The sequence below is a fragment of the Pseudomonas sp. NFX1 genome (genome assembly GCF_051123555.1).
Taxonomy (GTDB): Bacteria; Pseudomonadota; Gammaproteobacteria; order Pseudomonadales; family Pseudomonadaceae; genus Aquipseudomonas; species Aquipseudomonas capeferrum.
On the sequence record NZ_CP169366.1, the window covers coordinates 3,067,926 to 3,092,050 of the forward strand.

Annotated in this window: 24 protein-coding genes and 1 pseudogene; 3 read left to right on the top strand and 22 right to left on the bottom strand. The window is 63.8% G+C overall.

Features of this window, described 5'->3' with window-relative positions:
- Nucleotides 1-15: 15 nt before the first annotated feature.
- The 11 genes from DJ563_RS13760 to DJ563_RS13810 all read right to left on the bottom strand — a co-directional run bounded on the left by DJ563_RS13760 (nt 16) and on the right by DJ563_RS13810 (nt 9,083).
- Entirely contained in the window at nt 16-1,002 is a 987-nt protein-coding gene (locus tag DJ563_RS13760) for a DNA polymerase III subunit delta' (protein ID WP_274098230.1), read from the bottom strand.
- A complete protein-coding gene (tmk, locus tag DJ563_RS13765) occupies nt 995-1,627 on the bottom strand; it encodes a dTMP kinase (protein WP_033700568.1) in 633 nt (210 codons plus the stop codon). Before tmk ends, DJ563_RS13760 begins: the two co-directional genes overlap by 8 nt.
- A gap of 9 nt (nt 1,628-1,636) precedes the next feature.
- Nucleotides 1,637-2,836: an endolytic transglycosylase MltG gene (gene mltG / locus DJ563_RS13770; protein ID WP_434517884.1), complete on the bottom strand. Its 1,200-nt coding sequence runs from the start codon at nt 2,834-2,836 to the stop codon at nt 1,637-1,639.
- Nucleotides 2,837-2,840: 4 nt separating this feature from the next.
- Complete coding sequence (pabC, locus tag DJ563_RS13775) at nt 2,841-3,656, bottom strand: aminodeoxychorismate lyase (protein ID WP_434517885.1); 816 nt, start codon at nt 3,654-3,656, stop codon at nt 2,841-2,843.
- Complete coding sequence (gene fabF / locus DJ563_RS13780) at nt 3,656-4,900, bottom strand: beta-ketoacyl-ACP synthase II (protein WP_033700571.1); 1,245 nt, start codon at nt 4,898-4,900, stop codon at nt 3,656-3,658. Before fabF ends, pabC begins: the two co-directional genes overlap by 1 nt.
- 184 nt (nt 4,901-5,084) lie before the next feature.
- Complete coding sequence (acpP, locus tag DJ563_RS13785; RefSeq protein ID WP_008096410.1) at nt 5,085-5,321, bottom strand: acyl carrier protein; 237 nt, start codon at nt 5,319-5,321, stop codon at nt 5,085-5,087.
- A 203-nt stretch (nt 5,322-5,524) separates the two neighbouring features.
- Nucleotides 5,525-6,265 carry a 3-oxoacyl-ACP reductase FabG gene (fabG, locus tag DJ563_RS13790; RefSeq protein ID WP_033700572.1) on the bottom strand — a complete coding sequence of 247 codons (741 nt, stop codon included), beginning with the start codon at nt 6,263-6,265 and terminating at the stop codon, nt 5,525-5,527.
- Between the two features lie 15 nt (nt 6,266-6,280).
- Nucleotides 6,281-7,219: an ACP S-malonyltransferase gene (gene fabD / locus DJ563_RS13795; protein WP_434517886.1), complete on the bottom strand. Its 939-nt coding sequence runs from the start codon at nt 7,217-7,219 to the stop codon at nt 6,281-6,283.
- A gap of 126 nt (nt 7,220-7,345) precedes the next feature.
- Nucleotides 7,346-8,356 (bottom strand): phosphate acyltransferase PlsX, encoded by a 1,011-nt coding sequence (gene plsX / locus DJ563_RS13800; protein ID WP_077068575.1) that lies wholly within the window; start codon nt 8,354-8,356, stop codon nt 7,346-7,348.
- 3 nt (nt 8,357-8,359) lie between these two features.
- Nucleotides 8,360-8,542, bottom strand: a complete 183-nt coding sequence (gene rpmF, locus DJ563_RS13805) for a 50S ribosomal protein L32 (protein ID WP_016485486.1) — start codon at nt 8,540-8,542, stop codon at nt 8,360-8,362.
- A gap of 13 nt (nt 8,543-8,555) precedes the next feature.
- The gene (locus DJ563_RS13810) at nt 8,556-9,083 is read right to left on the bottom strand and encodes a YceD family protein (RefSeq protein WP_077068576.1); all 528 of its coding nucleotides are present in this window, start codon (nt 9,081-9,083) and stop codon (nt 8,556-8,558) included.
- Nucleotides 9,084-9,178: 95 nt separating this feature from the next.
- Here DJ563_RS13810 and DJ563_RS13815 point away from each other — a divergent pair, with 95 nt between their 5' ends.
- The gene (locus DJ563_RS13815) at nt 9,179-9,757 is read left to right on the top strand and encodes a Maf family protein (RefSeq protein ID WP_434517887.1); all 579 of its coding nucleotides are present in this window, start codon (nt 9,179-9,181) and stop codon (nt 9,755-9,757) included.
- 93 nt (nt 9,758-9,850) lie between these two features.
- Here the strand turns inward: DJ563_RS13815 and DJ563_RS13820 are convergent, their stop codons facing one another.
- From DJ563_RS13820 to rluC, 3 genes are read right to left on the bottom strand one after another with little or no spacing between them, the layout of a single operon-like run.
- Nucleotides 9,851-10,840 (bottom strand): S49 family peptidase, encoded by a 990-nt coding sequence (locus DJ563_RS13820; RefSeq protein ID WP_274098236.1) that lies wholly within the window; start codon nt 10,838-10,840, stop codon nt 9,851-9,853.
- Nucleotides 10,841-10,863: 23 nt separating this feature from the next.
- Nucleotides 10,864-11,523, bottom strand: a complete 660-nt coding sequence (locus DJ563_RS13825) for an HAD family hydrolase (protein ID WP_434517888.1) — start codon at nt 11,521-11,523, stop codon at nt 10,864-10,866.
- A 3-nt stretch (nt 11,524-11,526) separates the two neighbouring features.
- Nucleotides 11,527-12,483 carry a 23S rRNA pseudouridine(955/2504/2580) synthase RluC gene (rluC, locus tag DJ563_RS13830; RefSeq protein WP_033700578.1) on the bottom strand — a complete coding sequence of 319 codons (957 nt, stop codon included), beginning with the start codon at nt 12,481-12,483 and terminating at the stop codon, nt 11,527-11,529.
- An 800-nt stretch (nt 12,484-13,283) separates the two neighbouring features.
- Here rluC and rne point away from each other — a divergent pair.
- Nucleotides 13,284-16,499: a ribonuclease E gene (gene rne / locus DJ563_RS13835; protein WP_434517889.1), complete on the top strand. Its 3,216-nt coding sequence runs from the start codon at nt 13,284-13,286 to the stop codon at nt 16,497-16,499.
- Between the two features lie 106 nt (nt 16,500-16,605).
- Here the strand turns inward: rne and murB are convergent, their stop codons facing one another.
- From murB to DJ563_RS13875, 8 genes are all read right to left on the bottom strand, one after another.
- A complete protein-coding gene (gene murB, locus DJ563_RS13840) occupies nt 16,606-17,625 on the bottom strand; it encodes a UDP-N-acetylmuramate dehydrogenase (protein WP_274098239.1) in 1,020 nt (339 codons plus the stop codon).
- Entirely contained in the window at nt 17,622-18,086 is a 465-nt protein-coding gene (locus DJ563_RS13845) for a low molecular weight protein-tyrosine-phosphatase (protein ID WP_274098240.1), read from the bottom strand. The genes murB and DJ563_RS13845 overlap by 4 nt, the downstream gene beginning before the upstream one ends.
- Complete coding sequence (kdsB, locus tag DJ563_RS13850) at nt 18,086-18,850, bottom strand: 3-deoxy-manno-octulosonate cytidylyltransferase (protein WP_434517890.1); 765 nt, start codon at nt 18,848-18,850, stop codon at nt 18,086-18,088. The genes DJ563_RS13845 and kdsB overlap by 1 nt, the downstream gene beginning before the upstream one ends.
- Nucleotides 18,847-19,032 carry a Trm112 family protein gene (locus DJ563_RS13855; protein WP_003247142.1) on the bottom strand — a complete coding sequence of 62 codons (186 nt, stop codon included), beginning with the start codon at nt 19,030-19,032 and terminating at the stop codon, nt 18,847-18,849. The genes kdsB and DJ563_RS13855 overlap by 4 nt, the downstream gene beginning before the upstream one ends.
- A 43-nt stretch (nt 19,033-19,075) precedes the next feature.
- Entirely contained in the window at nt 19,076-20,086 is a 1,011-nt protein-coding gene (gene lpxK / locus DJ563_RS13860) for a tetraacyldisaccharide 4'-kinase (RefSeq protein WP_434517891.1), read from the bottom strand.
- A complete protein-coding gene (locus tag DJ563_RS13865) occupies nt 20,086-20,520 on the bottom strand; it encodes an ExbD/TolR family protein (RefSeq protein WP_186653751.1) in 435 nt (144 codons plus the stop codon). The genes lpxK and DJ563_RS13865 overlap by 1 nt, the downstream gene beginning before the upstream one ends.
- Nucleotides 20,517-21,152 (bottom strand): MotA/TolQ/ExbB proton channel family protein, encoded by a 636-nt coding sequence (locus DJ563_RS13870; RefSeq protein WP_033700585.1) that lies wholly within the window; start codon nt 21,150-21,152, stop codon nt 20,517-20,519. Before DJ563_RS13870 ends, DJ563_RS13865 begins: the two co-directional genes overlap by 4 nt.
- Nucleotides 21,153-21,265: 113 nt before the next feature.
- Complete coding sequence (locus tag DJ563_RS13875) at nt 21,266-23,476, bottom strand: DNA internalization-related competence protein ComEC/Rec2 (protein WP_434517892.1); 2,211 nt, start codon at nt 23,474-23,476, stop codon at nt 21,266-21,268.
- Between the two features lie 142 nt (nt 23,477-23,618).
- On the opposite strand from DJ563_RS13875, the pseudogene DJ563_RS13880 reads away from it, so the two are divergent.
- Nucleotides 23,619-24,116, top strand: a pseudogene (locus DJ563_RS13880) (DUF2062 domain-containing protein); the annotation flags it as partial.
- Nucleotides 24,117-24,125 lie beyond the last annotated feature (9 nt).

Genomic DNA, 24,125 nt, shown 5'->3' on the forward strand with positions numbered 1-24,125 from the left:
GAATAAAAGGGAAAGTCAGCGGGCGCCGGGCAACTGCTGCCAGTGAGCCAGCAGCGCTTCGAGCAGCAGGGCGCGATTGAGGTTGGCTTTGCCCAGCACCTTCTGGCGCTGCTCCAGGACCCACGCCTGAACCTGCAACACCTTCGCCTGTCGGCTCTTTTGCGCCAGGTACTGCACGACCTTGCGCATATCGGCCAAGCCTAACCCTTCTTCGTCCTGGGTCAACTGATAGCGCAGGATCAGGTGCGACCACTCACAGAACCAGTCGAACAGCAGCAACAGCGGCACGCCACTCCAGGCATCGGCCAGCTGGCTGGGGGACTGTTGCTGCTTGAGCAGTTTTTTCACCCCATCGGTGACCAGCGCGCGCTGTTCACGTACACCCTGTGCCTGCAGGCTGACCGCCCTCAACGGCGAACCTGCGGCCAGGGTCAGCAGCTCATCGCGCTCGGTTTCATCGCTGTCGGCCAGCGCATTGGCCAGCCAGGCTTGGCTCTGGGCCAGGCTGGGCTGCGGGCAGACGACCTGCTGGCAGCGGCTCTTGATGGTCGGCAGCAGGCGGCTGGGCTGATGGGTAACCAACAGCAGGACGGTATCGCCCGAAGGTTCTTCAAGGCTTTTGAGCAACGCATTGGACGCATTGACGTTCATCGCCTCGACCGGCTCGATCAACACGACCTTGCGCCCCCCCAGCTGCGCAGTCTGCACCACAAAGGCCACCAAGTCGCGCACCTGATCGACCTTGATCGGCTTGTCGGCCTCCTCCGGCTCCAGTACGTAGTTGTCCGGGTGGCTGCCGGCCTTGAGCAACAGGCAGGACTTGCAGGTGCCGCAGGCATCCAGCCCCTGAGGGTGCTGACACAACAAACGCGCCATCAGGCGCTCGGCCAGGGCTCGCTTGCCGATACCTTGCGGCCCATGCAGCAAGTAGGCGTGTGCGTGCTGGCTGCGACCGGCCAGCTGCTGCCAGATGGCTTGCTGCCAGGGGTAGGCCTCAGCCACGGCAACGCTCCAGGATACCCGGCAGCAGTGCGTCGATGGCGCGCTGCACGGCCTCCAGGGGCTGCGCGGCATCCAGCAGGCTATAACGCTGCGGCGCGCGATGGGCACGCTGCAGGTAGGCTTGGCGCACCGCCTCGAAGAATGCCTGGCCTTCCTGCTCGAAACGGTCCAGGCGGCCACGTGCGGCAGCACGGGCAAGGCCGACTTCGACCGGCAGGTCGAAGACCAGGGTCAGGTCTGGGCGCAGGTCGCCTTGGACGAACTGCTCCAGTGTGGCGATGCGCTCGACGGACAACCCCCGGCCCCCGCCCTGATAAGCGTAGGTAGCATCGGTAAACCGGTCACACAGCACCACCGCCCCCCGGGCCAGGGCAGGCCGGATCACCTGCGCCAGGTGCTGGGCGCGTGCAGCGAATACCAGCAGCAGTTCGGTATCCGCCGCCATGCTTTCATCACTTGGTGCCAGCAACAACTCGCGCACCTTTTCGGCCAGCGGTGTACCGCCCGGTTCGCGGGTCAGCAGCACATCCAGGCCATGTTCGCGCAGGCGCGCCGCCAGGTATTCGCGGTTGGTGCTCTTGCCCGCGCCTTCGGGGCCTTCCAGGGTAATAAACAAGCCGCTCACAGGCAGTCCTTAAGGTAGTTCTTCGGGCGTCGGCGCATCGGCCGCTGCGGGGTCGCCGGCCGGGGCCGATTGCTGCGCGGGGGCCGCGTCGGGCTCAGGCTGCGCAGACGGCTGGTCCGCTGCGGGCGCATCGGGCTCGGTGGGCTCGGTGGCCTCGCTGGCACCCGGCTGGGCCTGCGGCGCCGGGCTCGACCGGTAATCCGCACGCCGCTTGAGCTGGAACTCGCGCACCGCCGAATTGTGGTCGTCCAGGTCGTCGGAGAACACGTGGCTGCCATCGCCACGGGCAACGAAGTACAGGCTGGTGCCAGTGGCCGGATTGAGCGCAGCGTGAATAGCCTCGCGCCCGACCATGGCGATCGGCGTCGGCGGCAAGCCGGTCATGGTGTAGGTGTTGTAGGGCGTCGGCTCGCGCAGGTCGGCACGGGTAATTCTGCCGTTGTAGCGCTCGCCCATGCCATAGATCACGGTCGGGTCGGTCTGCAGCATCATGCCCAGGCGCAGGCGCCGTACGAACACGCCAGCAATCTGCCCGCGCTCTTGAGGGATGCCGGTTTCCTTCTCCACCAGCGAGGCCATGATCAGCGCTTGGTACGGGTCGCGATACGGCAGGTCAGTGGTGCGCTCCGACCATTCCTTGGCCAGCACTTCGTCCAGGCGCATGTAAGCCTGTTGCAACAACTCGATGTCGCTCATGCCGCGCACGAAGCGATAGGTATCCGGGAAGAAGCGGCCCTCGGGAAACACGCCGGTGTGGCCAAGCTTGTCCATCACCTCGGCGTCCGTCAGGCCGTCCAGCGTGTGCTTGATCTTTTCGTGCTTGGCAACTGCCGAGCGCACTTGGCGGAAGGTCCAGCCTTCGACCAGGGTGAGGTTGTACTGCACCACATCGGCACGGCGCCACGCGTCGAACAGCTGCTCGACCGTCATGCCTGGGGTCAGGCGGTACTCACCGGTGTGCAAGGGCGTACCCGCCATGTTGAAGCGCCAGTAAAGCCGCAACCAGAAGGCGTCATCGAGCAGCCCATCGTTCTGCATGCGGTAGAACATGCGGTTGGGGTTGGTGCCATTGGGCACGTCGAGCAGGCGCTCCTGCGTCACGTGCAAGGGCTGCTCCAGGACCGAGTTGACCTTCCAGGCCGACCAGCCCAAAGCCAGGCCGGCCAGGATCAACCCCATTTCCAGCAGCAGCAGGAATTTGCGTCTCACGAATTCAGGTATCCAGTAACGTACGGGCAACGGCCTGCAGTTTACGGGTGAGTGGGCCCGGCGACCAGTTCAGCGCGGCAAAACCCCTCACAGGCCAGACACCATAGACACTGTTGCACACGAATACCTCATCCGCCTGCTCCAGTTCATCGAATGCCAGGTCGCGGACCTGTACGGGGATGGCCATTGCCTGGGCCTGCTGCAACAACGCGGCGCGCATCACGCCGGCGACACCGCAGCGGCTGAGGTCTGCGGTCAGCAGCACACCGTCACGCACCAGAAACAAATTGCTATACACCCCTTCGACTACCCTGCCCTGCCCATCACGCATCAGGCCTTCGGCATGCTCGCCGCCCTGCCATTCGGCACGCGCCAGCACCTGCTCCAGGCGATTGAGGTGTTTGAGGCCGGCCAGCAGCGGTTGTTCCCCAAGCCGGGTCTGGCAAGGGAACAATTGCACACCGAGTTCGGCATGTTCGACAGGATAGCTGGGCAGCGGGCCACCCTGAAGGATGCGCCGTGGCGCCGCACCGGCAACCGGGGCATAGCCGCGCTGGCTGTCGCCACGGGTAAGGATGAGTTTGGCAACGCCATCACCTAGCTGGTTGGCGTAACGCCGTATCTCGTCTTCGATCAACGCCAGGTCGACGTCGATGGCCAGTCGCTGGCATCCCAGCGCCAGGCGTGCAAGATGGCCGGCCAGCAAGCTCGGCCGGCCGCCTCGCACGGCGATGGTCTCGAACAGACCATCGCCGTAGGCCAGGCCGCGGTTCTGCAGATTGACTGCATCCGCCGGCTGGCCGTCGAGCCAGCTGCGCATCAACCAGCGAACCGGCGGAACACCAGCGAGCCGTTGGTGCCACCAAAGCCAAACGAGTTGGACAGCACCACGTCGATCGGCATGCTGCGCGCCTGGTGCGGCACGAAGTCGAGGTCACAGCCCTCGTCCGGCTCATCCAGGTTGATGGTCGGCGGCGCCATCTGGCTGTTGATTGCCAGTACGCTGAAGATCGCTTCCACCGCGCCCGCAGCACCCAGCAGGTGGCCAGTCATCGACTTGGTCGAGCTGACCGCGAGCTTGTAGGCATGCTCGCCGAACACACGCTTGATCGCAGCCACTTCGGCCACATCGCCCGCCGGGGTCGAGGTGCCATGGGCGTTGATGTAGCTGACCTCTTCAGGCTGGATGCCGGCGTCGCGCAGGGCATTGGCCATGCAACGGGCAGCACCTTCACCGGAATCGGGTGGCGAGGTCATGTGGTAGGCGTCGCCGCTCATGCCGAAACCAACCAGCTCGGCATAGATGGTCGCACCACGGGCCTTGGCGTGCTCAAGCTCTTCGAGAACCAGCGCACCAGCACCGTCGGACAGCACAAAGCCGTCACGGCCTTTGTCCCAAGGACGGCTGGCACGGCTTGGCTCATCGTTACGGGTCGACAGCGCGCGCGAGGCACCGAAGCCGCCCATGCCCAGGCCACAAGCGGCCATCTCGGCGCCACCGGCGATCATCACATCGGCTTCACCGTAGGCGATGTTGCGTGCGGCCATGCCGATGCAGTGGGTGCCCGTAGTGCAGGCGGTGGCAATGGCGTAGTTCGGCCCCTGCAGCCCCAGGTGGATCGACAGGAAGCCGGAGATCATGTTGATGATCGAACCCGGCACGAAGAACGGCGAAATGCGCCGCGGGCCTTGCTCATGCAAGGTCCGGCTGGTTTCTTCGATGTTGGTCAAGCCGCCGATGCCCGAGCCCATGGCCACGCCAATACGCTCGCGGTTGGCGTCGGTCACTTCCAGGCCGGCATTACGCACCGCCTGGAAACCGGCCGCCAGGCCGTACTGGATGAACAGGTCAAGCTTGCGGGCCTCTTTGGCCGACAGGTACTGCTCGACCTCGAAGCCTTTCACCGAGCCGCCGAAACGGGTGGAGTAGGCAGCCAGATCCGTATGTTCGATCGGACCGATGCCACTGCGGCCAGCCAGAATGCCCTGCCAGGTACTCGGTACATCGGTACCCAGTGGTGACAGCATACCCATACCGGTGACCACGACGCGTCTACGCGACACAGTACTCTCCTTTTCTAATAACAGAGTCTCTTGGCATTGCATTCATGCGATGGAATGAAATGACAACAGGCTCTCGGTGCGCGGTGAACGATACCCTTGAGCCAAGGGGGGCTCGCAAAGAAAAAACCGCACGCCAGCAAAGGCAGTGCGGTTTTTCCCGACAAGTAGCGTCGACTAAAACGTCTTAGGCCTTGTGGCTGTTGACGTAGTCGATAGCGGCTTGAACGGTAGTGATCTTCTCGGCTTCTTCGTCTGGGATTTCGGTCTCGAATTCCTCTTCCAGAGCCATCACCAGCTCAACGGTGTCAAGCGAATCGGCACCCAGGTCATCGACGAAGGACTTCTCGTTGGTCACTTCCTCTTCCTTGACGCCCAGTTGCTCGGCGACGATTTTCTTGACGCGTTCTTCGATGGTGCTCATACCTAGTTTTCACTCCTAATGGACATATGTCAGGCAGCTGGCCGGTGACCAATTTTATAGAAAGACGTTCGCTTTTCAAGCTAAACGCACCTTCGAATTAGTCACCCGACCCTCTGCCTGGAATCTGGTTGCAGCTTTATAACGGATTTTAGGCTCGCAGTATGACTCTTTTTTTACGAAATCCGTCACATTGAGTTGCAGTTTTACATGTACATCCCGCCGTTGACCGGCACGGTAGCACCGGTCACATAGGCTGCGCCGTCGGACGCCAGGAAGGAAACCACCTTGGCGATTTCCTCAGCCTGGCCCAGGCGGCCCAGCGGAATCTGGGTCTGCAGGGCTTCGCGCTGCGCTTCTGGAAGCTCACGGGTCATGTCGGTGTCGATGAAGCCTGGGGTTACCGAGTTGACGGTGATGCCTCGCGAGCCCACTTCACGCGCCAGGGCGCGGCTGAAGCCTTCCAGGCCAGCCTTGGCGGCGGCATAGTTGGCCTGACCGGCGTTACCCATGGCACCGACGACCGAGCCGATGCTGATGATACGACCCCAACGCGCCTTGGTCATGCCGCGAAGCACGCCCTTGGACAGACGGTAGAGGCTGTTAAGGTTGGTGTCGATCACGTCGAACCACTCGTCGTCCTTCATGCGCAGCATGAGGTTGTCGCGCGTGATACCTGCGTTGTTGACCAGGATGGCCGGTGCACCGAACTGCGCGGTGATGGCGCCCAGCACCGCTTCGACGGACTCGGCGCTGGTCACGTTCAGCTCCATGCCGGTACCGGTGATGCCGTGCTCTTTCAGGGTAGCGCCGATGCGCTCGGCACCGGAAGCCGATGTGGCGGTGCCGATCACGGTCGCGCCCTGGCGGCCCAGTTCGAGGGCGATGGCCTGGCCAATGCCACGGCTGGCGCCGGTGACCAGTGCAACTTTACCTTGCAGGCTCATGCAAGCTTCTCCAATTCAGGCCAGCGCCGCACGGGTGGCGGCGACGGCGTCAGGGGTATTGAGGTTGTAGGTGGTCACGCCGTCGGCGCAACGCTTGTTGAGGCCGGCAAGGACTTTGCCTGGGCCGCATTCAACAAGATTGACGGCGCCATTGGCGGCCAGGGTCTGTACGCACTCGACCCAGCGCACGGGCTGGTACAGCTGCGCCAGCAGGTCGTGCTTGAGCGCATCGAGGTCGGCGGCGATGGCGGCGGTGACGTTCTGCACTACCGGGATCTGCGGGGCCTTCCACTCGATGGCGTTGACCGACTCGGCAAAACGGTCGGCGGCCGGCTTCATCAGGGCGCAGTGCGATGGCACGCTGACAGGCAGCGGCAAGGCACGCTTGGCGCCTTTGGCCTTGCACAACTCGATGGCACGGTTCACCGCCGCAACGTTGCCGGCAATGACTACCTGGCCCGGAGAGTTGAAGTTCACTGCACTGACCACTTCATCTTCGGCCGCTTCGACGCAAATGGCCTTCACTTCATCGTCGCCCAGGCCAAGAATCGCGGCCATGGCGCCGTGACCGGCCGGCACAGCCTCCTGCATCAGTTCACCACGACGCTTGACCAGCTTGACCGCGTCTTTCAGCGACAGGCTGCCAGCGGCGACCAGCGCGCTGTACTCACCCAGGCTATGGCCTGCAACGAACGCAGGCTTTGCGCCGCCCTCTTCCAGCCACAGGCGCCACAAGGCGATAGAGGCGGTAAGGATGGCCGGCTGGGTCTTGTCGGTTTGGTTGAGTTGCTCTTCCGGACCTTCCTGGACCAGCTTCCACAGGTCGTAGCCCAAAGCTTCGGAAGCTTCCTTGAAGGTTTCGACGATCACCGGCTTCTGGGCGCCGAGTTCGGCGAGCATGCCCAGCGACTGGGAACCTTGACCAGGAAAGACGAATGCGAGGGATGCAGACATTGAACAAGCCCTTATGATCTTGTCGTCGGATAGGGTACGCCGGGCGTTAGCCTGGCGCGGAATCTGAAAACTTGGATGGATACGCGGACCAAGCGGTCACATTTAAGCACTTCATCGGCGAAATGCCTAAGGCAACAGGTCTTCAAGGCGACCATGCAGCCGCTGCGGCAGGTTTTCCTGGATCTCGATCAACGCGCGCTGAATGGCGCTCTGAAACCCTTGCACGCCCGCCGAGCCATGGCTTTTGATGACGATACCCTGCAACCCCAGAAAGCTTGCACCATTGTGCCGCGCCGGCGCCAGGTCGGCCTGCAGGCGCTTGAGCAATGGCATGGCCAAGGCGCCGGCAGCACGGGCCAGCACACCGCCCTTGAACAACGCCTCGATGCGCGCACCGATCATCGTCGCCAGGCCTTCGCTGGATTTGAGCAGGATGTTGCCGACAAAGCCGTCGCACACCACCACATCCGCCTCGCCACGGTACAGGCCATCACCTTCGACGAAACCGACATAGTTGAGGCCGCGGGCGTTCTGCAGCAACGTGGCCGCCAGCTTGACCTGCTGGTTGCCCTTGATGTCCTCGGTGCCGATGTTCAGCAGCGCCACGCGTGGGCGATGAACGCCCAGCGCCTGGGCGGCCACCGAGCCCATTACGGCGAACTGGTAAAGGTTCTCGGCACTGCAATCGACATTGGCGCCCAGGTCGAGCAACTGGCAGTACCCCGCCTGGGTCGGGATCGCCGCCACCATGGCGGGCCGATCGATACCCGGCAGGGTTTTGAGCACGAAACGCGACAACGCCATCAGCGCCCCGGTATTTCCGGCACTCACGCAGGCCTGGGCCTTGCCGTCACGCACCAGTTCGAGCGCAATGCGCATCGACGAGTCCGGCTTGCCGCGCAACGCCTGTGAAGGCCGCTCGTCCATACCGATCACCTCGCTTGCCGCGACAATCTGCAGGCGCGCGCGATCCGCAGCTGCAAGGCCGCTGACAAGATCTTCAAGGAGGGAGGGTTGACCGACGAGGGTCAGGTGCAGCGAGGGGGTAGCCGAAAGGCAGGCAATGCTAGCCTGGACAATGCTGCGGGGACCGAAGTCCCCGCCCATTGCGTCGATCGCGATGATCTGAGCGGACAAGGATTACTCGTCAGCGCCCTTGTCGATCACTTTGCGACCACGGTATACGCCTTCTGGCGATACGTGGTGGCGCAGGTGAATTTCACCGGTGGTCTTCTCTACCGACAGCGCGTTTTCCGACAGGGCGTCGTGCGAACGGCGCATGTCACGGGCAGAGCGGGATTTTTTGTTCTGCTGAACAGCCATAATTGATTAACTCCTAAACGTTTGGGTCACGCTTTAACTGCGCCAAAACACTGAACGGGTTGGACCGCGATACCTCGTCCTTGCTCGAATCGGGCTCGTCTGCGCCCGCCGGCTGCTGGCATTCTTCCGGATGATGAGCAGGCACGATTGGCAAGGCGAGCAGAAGCTCCTCCTCGATAAACGCCTGCAGATCCAATGGATCTTCGCCCAGTTCCAGCACGTCATAGCCTTTCGGCAACGACTGGGTATTCGCACCCTCCTTTACCACGGCGTAAGTACATTCGCTGTGGATCGGCAGGGTGACCAGCTCAAGACAACGCTGGCAAACCATCTTGACCTCGACGTCAAGCTCGCTGTGGATAACCACCACGTGCTGTTCATCTCGTTCAAAATTTAATTTCGCCTGCACCGTACCGACATTGTCGGAAAGCGGGTCGCAGAGTCTTTCCAAATCAGCGAGTTGCAGCGAACCGTTAAGGGTTACGCCACGATCGGCTAATTTGCGCGGGTCAACGTGAGGTGGAATCGGGTCATTCAACATAGGCGCAGCATTCTAGGGATGGCCCCCGCCCCTGTCAAAGGAAATTCGGCGGCAAATCGCGTGATAGGATGAGTACAACAGATCAGGAGTCTACCATGCTGCCCTTATTACTGGCTTCCAGTTCACCTTACAGACGCGAACTGCTCGCCCGCCTGCGCCTGCCCTTCACCTGGGAAAGCCCCGATATAGACGAGCAGCGCCTGGGTGACGAGCCTGCCGTGGAGCTGGTACGGCGCCTGGCCAGGCAAAAGGCCGAGGCACTGGCGGGCAGCCACCCCGGGCACCTGATCATCGGCTCGGACCAGGTGGCCGTGCTGGGCGAACAGATCCTTGGCAAGCCCTTGAGCTTCGAGCGGGCCTGCGAGCAACTGCTGGAGGCCAGCGGGCAGCAGGTCACCTTCCTGACCGGGCTGGCGCTACTCAATAGCGCTACAGGGCAATGCCAGGTCGATTGCGTGCCGTTTACGGTGACGATGCGGGAACTGAGCCGAGAGCGCGTGGAGCGCTACGTGGCGGCGGAACAGCCGCTGGATTGCGCAGGGAGCTTCAAGGCCGAAGGGCTGGGGGTGAGTTTGTTTCAAAGCACGCACGGGTGCGATGCGACCAGCCTGGTCGGGTTGCCGCTGATTCGGCTGGTAGACATGCTGACCAAGGAAGGGGTGGCGGTTCCGTAGTTCGATCCCGCATTTTTAGCACCCATGGAGATCGAGCGGTGCTCGACCTCCATGGGTATTGCAAAGGGGTGCCGTACAACCAACGGCCAACCCTCAGCGCAAAGCAGGCCCCTGGAACCCCATGTACATGGCCAGGTGCTCCGCCACACTGGCGCCGATCCGCTTGGAGAACCGGTCAAACGGCGATTCCTGAACCGTGAAATCCACCAATTCCTTCTCGCCGACAATCTCCCGCGCCACATAGCTGGCACTGCCCAGGCCATCCACCAAGCCAAGCGCCTTGGCCTGCTCGCCCGACCAGATCAGGCCACTGAACAGTTCCGGGTGCTCCTTGTCCTTCAGCCGATCACCCCGCCCCTGCTTGACCATGGCGATGAACTGCTGGTGCGTGGTATTCAGCACGCCCTGCCAGAACGCCCGCTCATCAGGCTTCTCTGGCGAGAACGGATCAAGGAAGGCCTTGTGCTCACCTGCGGTATAGGTGCGCCGCTCGACCCCCAGCTTCTCCATCGAACCGACAAACCCGTAACCCGCCGCCGTCACCCCGATGGAGCCAACCAGGCTGGCCTTGTCGGCATAGATCTCATCCGCCGCACTGGCGATGTAATAGGCACCGGAAGCACCCAGATCGGTGATCACTGCATACAGCTTGATCGCCGGGTACTCGGCACGCAGCCGGCGAATCTCGTCATAGACATAGCCCGCCTGCACCGGGCTGCCACCCGGGCTGTTGATTCGCAGCACCACGGCCTTGGTCTTGGCATCCTTGAACGCCTCACGCAGGCTCTTGACGAGGTTGTCGGCACTGGCGGCCTCCTGATCGGCAATCACGCCGCGCACCTCGATCAACGCCGTGTGGCTGGCGCTACGCGAGGCGGCCTTGTCCATGTCCATCAACGGCGTGAACAAGACCAGCATGCCGAACAGGTAAACGAAGGTCAGCAGCTTGAAGAAAATCCCCCAGCGCCGTGCCCGGCGCTGCTCCTGCACACTCGCCAGCAGGGTCTTCTCCAACAGCCTCCAGCTCTTGCGCTCTTCGCGCTCCTCGGGTTCGGACTCAGGGGCTTTCCATTCGTCTGCCATGCTCACCTGCCTTGGAAGTGAAATTACGCGGAACCGACCAGCCACTCACGCAACTGGGAGAAATGATTGATGCACACCTGCGGGCCGAACTCGCCCAGCGCCTGCAGCGACATCGCACCATAGCCGACAGCCACCGAGTGCATGCCCGCATTGCTGGCCATTTGCAGGTCAAACGCCGAGTCACCGACCATCAACGCGCGCCCAGGCTCGACACCGCAATGGCCGAGAATCTCCTCGAGCATCAGCGGGTGTGGCTTGCCACGGGTCTCGTCAGCGGCGCGGGTGATATCGAAGAACTGCTCCCAACCATTGGCCTTGAGCACCCGGTCCAGGCCTCGACGCGCCTTGCCAGTCGCTACCGCCAAGCGGTAACCCTCGGCACGGAAGGCATCCAGCGACTCGACCACACCTTCGAACAACGGCGATGGCTTTTGATCAAGCGCCGTGTAGATGTCGGCATAGTGCTGCCGAAAACGCTCGAGCTGCCCGGGCGTCAGATGCGGATACAGCGTATGGATCGCCTCGCCCAGGGCCAGGCCGATAATGCCCTTGACCGCATCATCGTGACTCGGCGCCTCACCGGCGCGCTCGGCGGCAGCATTCATGGCCTCGACGATGCGGCCAATGGAATCGGCCAGGGTGCCGTCCCAGTCGAAGATCAGCAGCTCATAAGACTTTTTCATCACTCAGGACGCACTCAAACGCTCTACAGTCTTGGCCCACACCTCATCCACCGGCGCCTCCAGCTTGAGCTCGCCACCATCAGGCAGTGGCACGGTCAGGGCATAGGCATGCAGGAACAGGCGCTTGCCACCCAGCTCGCGAATCTCGCGACTGAAATCTTCGTCGCCGTACTTGCTGTCGCCGGCGATCATGTGCCCGGCATGCAAGGTGTGCACGCGGATCTGGTGGGTACGGCCGGTGATCGGACGCGCTTCGACAATGGTGGCGAACTCGCCAAAACGGCGCAGCACGCGGAACAGGGTCAGCGCCTCCTTGCCCTCCTCGTTGACCTCGACCATGCGCTCGCCAGAGCGCAGGTTGCTTTTGAGCAACGGCGCATTGACCTGCTTCTTCGCGGTCGGCCAGTGGCCACGCACCAACGCCATGTAGCGTTTGTCGACACCATCGCCGCGCAGGGCAGCATGCAGGTGGCGCAGCATGCTGCGCTTCTTGGCGATCATCAGCAGGCCGGATGTATCGCGGTCCAGGCGATGCACCAGCTCAAGCTCCTTGGCATCCGGGCGCAGCTGACGCAGCGCCTCGATCACCCCGAAACTCAGGCCACTGCCGCCATGCACAGCGATACCGGCCGGCTTGTTCATCACGATGAGCGCCTTGTCTTCGTAGACAATCGCCGCTTCAAGGCGCTGCAGCAGCCCCTGGGCAACCGGCGCAGGTGCGTCACGCTCAGGCAAGCGGACGGGCGGTACCCGTACGATATCGCCAGCCTGAATCTTGTATTCAGGCTTGACGCGCCCTTTGTTGACCCGCACCTCACCCTTGCGCAGGATGCGGTAGACCAAGGTCTTGGGCACGCCCTTGAGCGCCGTGATGAGGAAATTGTCGATGCGTTGGCCGGCAAGCTCCGGCGCGACTTCGATCAGCTGAACGCCGGAAGTCGGAGGGGTATTGGTCGTCATCAAGGGATCATAACAATTTTTTATGGAATTGAAGCACTTAATCATTGCTGCTATAGTCGCGAACGCCGCCAAAAGCGGCAGGCCAGCGGCACCAGGCTCTTCGCCGGTCCCTGACCTTCGCAATTCTCCAGGACGCGAGGCCGTCCTACGGGGTTTTCGCCAGTTTACCGAATTGCCTGGAATCGCCACCAGCGCTGTGTAGAGAAGACTGAAAAAAAACGACAAGTGCGGTGTTTCACCTGCTTACCCGCTTCTTTTCGCTGCACCTCTGCCCGCCCCGACGCTTGCACGCAACGCACGGCGAATGCTTCGGAAATACCTGCCTTGGACATGAATGGCGCCAGCGCTCAACCTGCGCTGGCGAAAAATGCAACCCGTTGCGGATTCAGCGCGCGGCAGCACCCGAATTATCAGGGATACGTGCAGGGTGGAGATGCACAGCCCTCGGACCGTGTAGCACCGCGTCCGGCCACCGGCCCACTGAAATGGCCGGCGAGCGGATAAGGTCCTGAAACAGATGCCTCCGGGCGTCCACGGCTGAAGGTTGATTCCTCCTCCTGACTGAGTGCACTTGGCCCGCTGGGTTGATTCGGATACCTATTCGAAAGCCACAAGGGCCTGGTAGGCACCGCAGCAAACAGGACGCGTCGTCGTGACAACGGCAGGCTGGGCAACCGGCTGGTGCCGAACGTCGCTCGACACGGGGGTGGCCCGCCACCCTTTGCGCACCTTGGCACCGACCATGAGACGTCGTGTGTGCCGAACGCCGTTTCCGGCAGCCCGGAAACCGACGGTACAACATGAAAAGAATGCTGATTAACGCAACTCAACCCGAAGAGTTGCGTGTAGCCCTGGTGGACGGCCAACGCCTCTACGACCTGGACATCGAGTCCGGCGCGCGTGAGCAGAAAAAGGCCAACATCTACAAAGGCAAGATCACCCGCATCGAACCTAGCCTCGAAGCCGCCTTCGTCGACTTCGGTTCCGAGCGTCACGGCTTCCTGCCGCTGAAAGAAATCTCCCGCGAGTACTTCAAGAAGTCCCCCGAAGGCCGCGTCAACATCAAAGACGTCCTCAGCGAAGGCCAGGAAGTCATCGTCCAGGTCGAGAAGGAAGAGCGCGGCAACAAAGGCGCCGCCCTCACCACCTTCATCAGCCTGGCCGGTCGCTACCTGGTGCTGATGCCCAACAACCCACGCGCTGGTGGCATCTCCCGCCGCATCGAAGGCGAAGAGCGCAACGAACTGCGCGAAGCCCTGAACGGCCTGACCGTGCCGGGCGACATGGGCCTCATCGTGCGCACTGCCGGCCTTGGCCGCAGCAGCGAAGAAATGCAGTGGGACCTCGACTACCTGCTGCAGCTGTGGACCGCCATCAAGGAAGCCTCCCTTGACCGCGCTGCGCCGTTCCTGATCTACCAGGAAAGCAACGTCATCATCCGCGCCATCCGCGACTACCTGCGTCAGGACATCGGCGAAGTGCTGATCGACAGCATCGACGCCCAGGAAGAAGCCCTGACCTTCATCCGCCAGGTGATGCCGCAGTACGCCAGCAAGGTCAAGCTGTACGAAGACAGCGTGCCACTGTTCAATCGCTTCCAGATCGAAAGCCAGATCGAAACTGCCTTCCAGCGTGTCGTCGACCTGCCGTCCGGCGGCTCGATCGTGATCGACCCGACCGAGGCCCTGGTCTCCATCGACATCAACTCGGCGCGCGCCACCAAAGGCAGCGACATCGAGGAAACCGCCCTGCAGACCAACCTGGAAGCGGCCGAGGAAATCGCCCGCCAACTGCGTCTGCGCGACATCGGCGGCCTGATCGTCATCGACTTCATCGACATGACCCCGGCCAAGAACCAGCGCGCCGTTGAAGAGCGTGTGCGTGAATGCCTCGAAGCCGACCGTGCCCGCGTGCAAGTGGGCCGCATCTCGCGCTTCGGCCTGCTGGAAATGTCCCGTCAGCGCCTGCGCCCATCGCTGGGCGAAAGCAGCGGCATCGTCTGCCCACGCTGCTCGGGCACCGGCATCATCCGTGACGTCGAATCGCTGTCGCTGGCCATTCTGCGCCTGATCGAAGAAGAAGCCCTGAAGGACCGCACCGCCGAAGTGCGCGCCCAGGTGCCGATCCCGGTCGCCGCGTTCCTGCTCAACGAGAAACGCAACTCGATCACCAAGATCGAACTGCGCACCCGCGCACGCATCATCATCCTGCCGAACGATCACCTGGAAACCCCGCACTTCGAAGTCCAGCGCCTGCGCGACGACAACCCGGAAGTGCTGAACAACCAGTCCAGCTACGAGATCGCCGCCACCGAGACCGAAGAAGCGACGCCGGTACCAGCCGCCACGCGCACTCTGGTTCGCCAGGAAGCTGCGGTCAAGACCGCCCCGGCCCGCACCAATGCCCCGGTGCCGAGCACTGTCGAAGAGCCTCAGCAGCCCGCCACACCGGTAGCCCCAGCGCCAAGCGCCCCAGAGCCGAGCCTGTTCAAAGGCCTGGTCAAGTCGCTGGTCAGCCTGTTCGCCGGCAAGGACGAACCGGTCGCCGCACCGGCCGTCACGGCCGAAAAGCCAGCCGCTGATCGCACGCCACGCAACGAAGAACGCCGTAACGGCCGCCAGCAGAGCCGCAACCGCAATGGCCGCCGCGACGAAGAGCGCAAACCACGCGAAGAGCGTGCCGAGCGCGCCCCGCGTGAAGAGCGCCAGCCTCGCGAAGAACGCGCGCCACGTGAAGAACGTACCGCGCGTGAAGAACGTGCCCCGCGTGAAGAACGCGCACCTCGCGAAGAGCGTCAACCACGCCAGCCACGCGAAGACCGTCGTGGCAACCGCGAAGAGCGCCCGGTACGCGAACTGCGCGAGCCACTGGAGGCCACGCCGGCACCGGTTGCACGCGAAGAGCGTCAGCCACGTGAAGAACGTGCACCACGTGAGGAACGTGCACCGCGTGAAGAACGTGCCCCTCGTGAGGAACGCGCACCGCGTGAAGAGCGTGCCCCTCGCGAAGAACGTGCACCGCGTGAAGAGCGTGCCCCTCGTGAAGAACGCGCCCCACGTGAAGAGCGTGCCCCACGCCCGCCGCGTGAAGAGCGCCAGCCACGTGCCACCGAAGAAGCGGCTGAGCAGGCTGCAGAGCTTGCCGAAGAGCAACTGCCGAACGATGAATTGCTGCAGGACGAACAGGAAGGCGCAGATGGCGAGCGTCCACGTCGCCGTTCCCGCGGCCAGCGTCGTCGCAGCAACCGTCGCGAGCGTCAGCGCAATGCCAACGGTGAGCTGATCGAAGGCAGCGAAGACGAAGGCAGCGAAGAGCAGCCACAACAGCACCAGGCCACCGAGCTGGGTGCCGAACTGGCTGCCGGCCTGGCCGTCACCGCTGCTGTTGCCAGCAGCAACATCAGCGCCGATGCCGAAGCGCAAGCCAACCAGCAGGCCGAGCGCGCCACCGCCGAAGTCGTCGAAACCGACAACAGCGAAGCCGCCAAACCGTCCGAGCAGGTCGAAGCGGTTGCACAGGCCGAGGAAGCCGCTGTTGCCCCTGTGGTCGAGCAGCCTTTCAGCGAGCCTGTCGCCGTGGTCGAGGCCAGCGCCGAGCCCGTGGTCGAAGTCACGCCGCAGCCAGTCGTCGAAGCGGCCCCTGCCGCTGAAGCGGTGGTCGTTGCCGAAGCGCCTGTCGAAGCCCCAGTCGAAGCGCCAGCAGTTGAAGCCGGCGAAATCGAGCAGGCGCCGGTAGTCGTGGAAGAAGCCGTGGTTGCCGAGCAGGCTGCCGTGGCTGTCGAAGCGCAACCCGAAGTGGTCGTGGAGCCAGCGCCAGTTGTTGTCGAGCCTGCACCGGTCGAAGCACCTGCCGTGGTTGAAGCTGCTACCGTCATGCTGGCCAACGGCCGCGCGCCGAACGACCCACGTGAAGTGCGTCGCCGCAAGCGTGAAGCTGAAGCTGCTGCCAAGGCCGCGCAGGAAGCTGCAGAGCCGGCCCTGGAAACCGCTGATGAGCACAAGCCTCATCACGGTTGATGCCAACGGCTGAATGAAAAAGCCCCGCCAGTGCGAACTGGCGGGGCTTTTTCTTGCCTAGTGGCCTGGTGGTTGCGCGGCCGCAGGAACGGCCCGCGCCAATCAATCAGTACAGATTAGGCTCCATCTCGAGCTCAACCCCGAACCGCTCGCGGATGTCCGCCTGGATGCGCCGCGCCAAGTCATGCAACTGCGCCCCGCTCGCCTGACCATAGTTGACCAGCACCAACGACTGCAGCCGATGCACGCCCGCATCGCCATCGCGATACCCCTTCCAGCCCGCCTGCTCGATCAGCCACCCCGCCGCCAACTTCACCTGGCCATCAGCCTGAAGGTAAGCTACAACGCCCGGGAAACGCCCACGAATACCCTCGACAAGCTCAGCAGAGACCACCGGGTTCTTGAAAAAACTCCCGGCATTGCCCAATTCGGCCGGGTCCGGCAACTTCTCCCGGCGAATGCTGCAGATAGCGTCGCTGATCGCCTGCGCGCTGGGCTGTTCAACGCCCTGCTCCACCAAGCGCTGGCGCACCGGCCCATAATCCAGATGAGCCTGCAGCGTATGGCTCAGTGCAAAGCGCACCCGCAAGATCAACCAGCGGCCAGGGTTACGCTTGAACAGGCTGTCGCGATAGCCAAAGGCGCACTCTTCCAGACCAAAATCACGCAACTCACCGGTCTGGCGATCCAAGGCAGTCAAGCCGGCGAACACATGCTTGATCTCGACGCCATAGGCGCCCACGTTCTGCATCGGTGCTGCGCCCACGGTGCCCGGGATCAGGCTGAGGTTCTCCAGCCCGCAAAAACCTTGCGCCAGCGTCCATTGCACGAACGGATGCCAGGGTTCACCCGCCTCGGCCTCAACCACCACGCGCTCGCCGTCATCGCTCAGCACGCGGCGGCCACGGCTGGCCATGTGCAGCACCAGCGCATCGACATCACCGGTCAACAGCAGGTTGCTGCCACCGCCGATGACCAGCACCGGCAGCCCGATCCGCTGCGCCTCGGCCAGCGCTTCGCGCACCTCGTCATCATCATGCACCTGGCTGAAATGCCGGGCCTTGACGTCAATGCCGAAGGTATTGAAAGGCTTGAGCGAAACCTGCTCCTGCCACAGCGCTGTCATAACCGCCCCTTGATTTCCACCACCAATGCCTGGCACGCCACCTCGATCAGGTCCAGCACCTGCTCGAAACCGGCGGCGCCACCGTAGTACGGGTCTGGCACCTCATCCAGCTCCGCGCCATAGCGGCGTAGGAAAAGGTCGAGCTCACCTGACGCCGAATGCGGGCGCAGGGCACGCAAGTGGCTCAGGTTGCTCTCGTCCATGGCCAGGATCAGGTCGTACTCGGCGAAGTGCGCCACGCTCACCTGCTGGGCGCGTTGCTGCGAAAGGTCATACCCGCGGGCCTGCGCGGCCTTGCAGGTACGGCCGTCTGGGGCCTTGCCGACGTGCCAGTCACCGGTACCAGCCGACGCCACGTGCACCTGCTCGGCAAGCCCTGCGGCCTGCAACTGATGACGCAGCACGCCCTCGGCGGTGGGCGAGCGGCAGATGTTGCCCAGGCAAACGAACAGGACGCGCATCAAGCCTCCAGCAGGCGCCTTACGCGCTCCAGGTCTTCAGGGGTGTCGACACCCACGGCGGGCGCCTCAACGGCGTCTTCGACGTGAATGCGTACGCCATGCCACAGGGCGCGCAACTGCTCCAGCGCCTCGGTCTGTTCGAGCCAGCACGGGCCCCAGCCGACGAAGTCCTGCAAAAAGCCCACGCGGTAGGCATACATGCCGATGTGACGGCGGTAGGGCACGCCTTCGGGCAGTTGGTCGCGGCCCTTGGCGAAGGCATCACGCGCCCAGGGCAGCGGCGCACGGCTGAAACTCAAGGCCAGGCCGTTCTTGTCGCTGACGACCTTGACCGCATTGGGGTTGAACACGACCTGCGGCTCGTGGATCGGCTCGGCCAGGGTGGCGATGCCGGCTTCCGGGTGGGCCGCGAGGTTCGCCGCCACCTGGTCGATGATCACCGGCGGGATCAGCGGCTCGTCGCCCTGCACGTTGACCACGATGGCGTCGGCAGGCAGGCCGAGACGCGCCGCCACTTCGGCCAGGCGATCGGTGCCGGACTCATGGTCGGCGCGGGTCAGCAGCACTTCGGCGCCAAACGCCTGGCAGGCCTCGACGATACTGGCATCGTCGGTGGCGATGACTACACGGCTGGCAGCACTTTTACGCGCCTGTTCCCACACGTGCTGGATCATCGGCTTGCCGGCGATCGTTAACAGCGGCTTGCCCGGCAGGCGCGTGGAGCGCAGGCGGGCGGGAATCACCACGGTGTAGTCCAGGCTCATTTGTCCAGACGCTCGTCATCGGTCAGGGTGCGCGCTTCGCTTTCCAGCATCACCGGGATGCCGTCGCGGATCGGGTACGCCAGGCCCGCGCCCTTGCTGATCAGCTCGGTTTTGTCGGCGCTGAGCTTGAGCGGGCCTTTGGTGATCGGGCAGGCCAGGATATCGAGCAGTTTGGTGTCCATGGAAGCTTCCTTGAGGCCAGGTGGCCGGCAATTGAATAGGGGCTCAGGGCTTACGGTGCCCGGGCAGCAAGCGTTGCAGCTGGCTGTCGAACCAGGCGCTGAACGCGGGCGACGGCTGCGCCTCGACGGCCAGATACCACCAGTCGTCGGCAGCGAAGGCACGGCATTTGACCGCGTCCTTCTCGGTCATCACCAGCGGCAATGGCGGTGTGAACGACAGGCGGTCGGCGCTGAATTGTGCGTGGTCGGCAAAAGGGTGCGGCACCGGCTGCCAGTTTAGCCCCAGCAGGGTATTGAAGAAACGTTGCGGGTTACCGATACCCGCCACCGCATGCAGGCGCTGGCCTGGTGGGAACAGATCAAGGCCGCGACGCTCGCCGCTGCGCACATTGACCAGCGCGGACGGCTGCAAGCGGAAAGAAAAACCTGCCTGCGAATCAGCGCTGGCACCGTTGAACAGCACCGCATCGGCCTCTTGCAGGCGTTCGACCGGTTCGCGCAGTGGCCCGGCCGGCAGGCAGCGCCCATTGCCAAGGCCACGGGCGGCGTCGATCAGCACCAGCTCAAGGTCGCGCGCCAGGCGGTAGTGCTGCATGCCGTCATCGCACAGGATCAGGTCAAGCGGCTCGCTGGCCAGCAGCGCCTGCACGGCGCGGGATCGATCAGGGTCGATCATCAGCGGCACGCCGGTGCGCTGCACGATCAACAGCGGTTCATCTCCGGCTTGCTCGGCACGCTGATCGGCCTCGACGCGCCAGGGCAGATGCGTGGGCTTGGCGCCATAACCGCGGCTGACCACCCCGACCTTGAGCCCCTGCTTTCGGCAATGCTCGATCAGCCAGAGGATCATCGGCGTCTTGCCAGTACCGCCCACGGTGATGTTGCCCACCACGATGACCGGCACCGGGGCTCGGTAGCTGGCGCTTTCACCCCTGAGAAAACGCGCACGCTTGCGCATTACCACACGGCGGTACAGGGCTTCGAGCGGGCGCAGCAGCGCCAGGGCCGGATGCCCGGCGTACCAGGCAGCGAGCAAACGGTCGGCGAAGGCCATCAAGGCGTCCCCTGAGCGGCCTCGACGGTGGTCATGCGCAACTGGCTGAAGCCGAGCTTGCCGGCCGCATCCATCGCGGTAACCACGGCCTGGTGCGGGGTCTTGCCATCGGCGCTGATCGCCAGCGGCAAGCTGTGATCACCGCCCGACGCCTGCTCGATGGCCTCGCTCAAGGTGGCCAGGTCGCTCTTGGGCAGCAGGTTGTTGTTCACCGAATACACGCCCTCGGCGCTGATGGTGATCTCCACCCGCTTGCCCTCATCGGCCGGCGGCTGCTCGGCACTGGCGGCCTCGGGCAGCTCGACGCGCAGTTGCGTCTCGCGGGTGAAGGTGGTGGTGACCACGAAGAACAGCAGCAGGACGAACACCACGTCGATCAACGACGCCAGGTTGATGTCGACGTTCTCCCGCTGGCGATTGCGCCGAAACTTCACGCCTTGCCTCCGGCCACTTCGACTTCTCGGTCGCCCTGGATCACTTCCACCAGCTTGATCGCCTCTTGCTCCATGCCGACCACCAGCTCATCGATGCGGCGCAGCAGGAAGCGGTGGAAGAACACCGCCGGGATACCGATCATCAAGCCCGCTGCGGTGGTGACCAGTGCCTTGGAGATACCGCCGGCCAGCACAGCGGCATTGGCGGTCATCTGCGAACCCATGAAGGCGCTGAAGATGTCGATCATGCCCAATACGGTGCCCAGCAGGCCCAGCAGCGGGGCCATCGCGGCAATGGTGCCGAGGGTGCTGATGTAGCGCTCAAGGTCGTGGATGACGCGCGACGCGGCCTCCTCGATGCACTCTTTCATGATCTCGCGACCATGGCGTGAATTGGCCAGGCCCGCAGCGAGGATTTCGCCCAACGGCGAATCGGCGCGCAGGGCCTTGAGCTTGTCACTGGTGAGTTGCTTGTCCTTGATCCACATCCAGACCTGGCCCAGCAGGTGTGGCGGGGTCACGCGGCTGGCGCGCAGGGTCCACAGGCGCTCGACGACGATAGCCATGGCAACGATGGAACTCAGAATGATCGGCAGCATCATCCAACCACCGGACTTGACCAATTCCCACACAGTAAACGCCCCTTCGGAAAAAGGCCGCCACTCTATCATAGGAGCGCTGGGGGCTCATCTGCCGAAGATCAGGGAATTGGCTGCCGGGTTTTCAGCGGTAGCGCTTCAGGGCCTCATTCCCCACCTCGCCAAAACCGCCGCTGCCCGCGCACACCTTCCACCGCCCCCTGCGCCCCCAACACCAACCGCAACGCCCCTTCCACCGCCGTATCATGAATCGCCAGCCCATGCCGCTGATACCGTTCGACCACTTGCGCATGTGGATGACCAAAACTGTTGTTACGCCCCCGCGAAATCAGCACCCCGCGCGGCGCCGTAGCGCGGATAAGCGCCTCGGTGGACGAACTACGGCTGCCATGGTGCGGTGACTGCAACCAATCGATACGCGTCGCCCCGTGAGCCGCCAGCCATGCCCGCTCGGCTCCCGCCTCCATATCCCCCGCCAACAGCAGCCGCTCCCCCTGCGCCTCGACCAGCAGCACACAAGAGCGGTCATTGCTGCTCTGCCCTTCAGCCCAACGCCATAGCGAAAAGCGCACGCCATCCCAGTCCCATTGCTCCCCACTGACACATGGTTGCAGCGCCAGGGCCTCCAGCGCCTCACCACCCAGCATCCGCCTGACCGGCAGCCCACGGTGGATGGCCGCAGCACCGCCCGCATGGTCGGCGTGGGCGTGGCTGATCAACATCAGGTCAAGGCTGCCCACCCCCAACTTGCGCACTGTCGGCAGCACCACCCGCTCGCCCAGGTCGTACTCCCCCTTGGCCGGCCCGGCATCGTAGAGCAGACTGTGATGACGGGTACGCAGCAGCACCGCCAACCCCTGACCGACATCCAACTGCCAGACTTCCACCTGCCCTGCCGCTACCGGCTCCCTGGGTACCCACAGGGCAAGCAGCATGACCCCACCCAACCCGCGCATGGGCGCGCCACGGGGCAACAGCACCAGCAGCGCGCCCACGCCAACCAACGCCCAGGCCCACAGCGGCAGGGCCGGCGGCACCCAAGCTGGCCGCCAGCCCGCTACCACGGCCAACACCTTGAACAGCACATCCACTAGGCCACCGGCCAGCCACAACAGCGCCTCCCCGAAGCCCGGCAGGGGCAAAAGCAACGTACCCAGCAACGCCAACGGCAAAACCGCCAGGCTGACCCACGGCACCGCCAGCAGGTTGGCCAGCGGCGCGCTCAGGCTCACCGGCAAACCAGTGGCCAGCAGCACCGGCAGCAAACCGATAGCGATCACCCATTGCGCCCGCGTCCAGGCCTGCCAGGGCCGCCAGCCGCCCAACCGGGCGCTGAAGCAATAGATAAGAACGGCCACGGCAGAAAACGACAGCCAGAGCCCAGGCAACAGCCCCGCCAACGGTTCGACCAGCAGCACCGCGACCAGCGCCAGGAGCAACGGCAGCATGGCGCCGAGGTGGCGAAAACGCAGGCGCCAGAGCAGCACCACGGCCAGCATCAGGCAGGCGCGCTGTACCGGTACGCCAGCGCCGGCCAGCCAGCCATAGGCCAGTGCTGCCGCCATGGCCAAGCCACACGCCCAGGGCAACCAGGGCAGCCGTGCGGGCCAAAGCCCCCACCGCGCCAGTCCGGCGACCAAGCCATACAGCAGGCCCGCGACCAGGCCGATATGCTGCCCAGAGATCACCAGCAGGTGGACCGTGCCAGTGGCCTGCAATGTCTGCCAATCCTCGCGGGCCAGGCCCCCGCCATCCCCAAGCACCAACGCCACCAGCGCCGCCTGCCGGCCGTTGGCATCGACCGCCAGCAGGCGTTGGCGCAGCTCGTCCCGCCAGCCACCGGCCACAGCGCTCAACACCTGCCCAGCCTTGACCGTCCCGGTGGCGCCAATCCGCCGGGCCAGCAACTGTGCTTCGCGATCAGGCCCGTGCGGGTTCAGCAGCCCGGCAGGGCGCTGCAAGGTCACGGCCAACCGCCAATGCTCGCCCGCCCTCAGCTGCGGTCCGTCGTACCAGCTCAGTTGCAAGCGCCGTGGCAATGCGCCACGCCGCGAAGCGGCCTGCTCCAGCTCGAACCGCACACCTTGCGCAGTACAGCTCGGCAGCCCGGCTACCCTGCCCTCCAGCCAAACGGTGCGGCCATCAAGCCCAGGCGCGAGCCGATCGTCCAGCACGTGCTGGGCTGACCAGCACGCCCAGCACAGCCCCAACACAAAGCAGCCCAATGGCCACACCCGGGTGAACAGGCAGGCGACGGCGCCGAGCAACAGCGCAAGCAGCCATCCGACCGATGGCAATACGGGAAGAAAACCCAGGCAAAGCAGCCCGAGCGCGAGCGCAAACATCCCTGTGCGCATAAGGTAGAGCCCCAGAAGCGAAATGACCTTCTGAGGCATAGCGCAAATGCTGGCAAAGCTTGCTCAACAATTGTCACAAACTCTAAACGAGGCGGTTAGGGATTCAAGGCATACTGCCCCGATAAACGCCCCGGGAGCCTACATGCCGCGCCGTCTTTTCAAACGCTACATGCCGGATCCGACCAGCATTCGGGAACACAAGTCCTTACGCTTTTTCGGCAAATTGCTGCACGACCCGAACCTCTGGCACCTGAACCGGCACTCGGTGGCCCGGGCCATGGGCGTGGGGCTGTTTGCGGCGCTGATCCCCATCCCCATGCAGATGCTGCTGGCCGCTGCGTTGGCTATCCCGGTACGTGGCAACCTGCCAATCGCCGTCAGCCTGGTATGGCTGACCAACCCGCTGACCATGCCCCCGGTGTTCTTCATCACCTACATGACCGGCGCCTGGCTATTGCAAATTCCGCCGCGCACACTGCCCGACGAACTGACCTTCGAATGGATCACCGACCAGCTGTCGACCGTGTGGCAACCCTTCCTGCTGGGCTCGGTAGTCTGCGGCGTGGTACTGGGCATCCTCGCCTACTTCACAACCATGCTGTACTGGCGCTGGTGGGTTGGCCGGCAGTGGCGCCGGCGCAAACTCAAA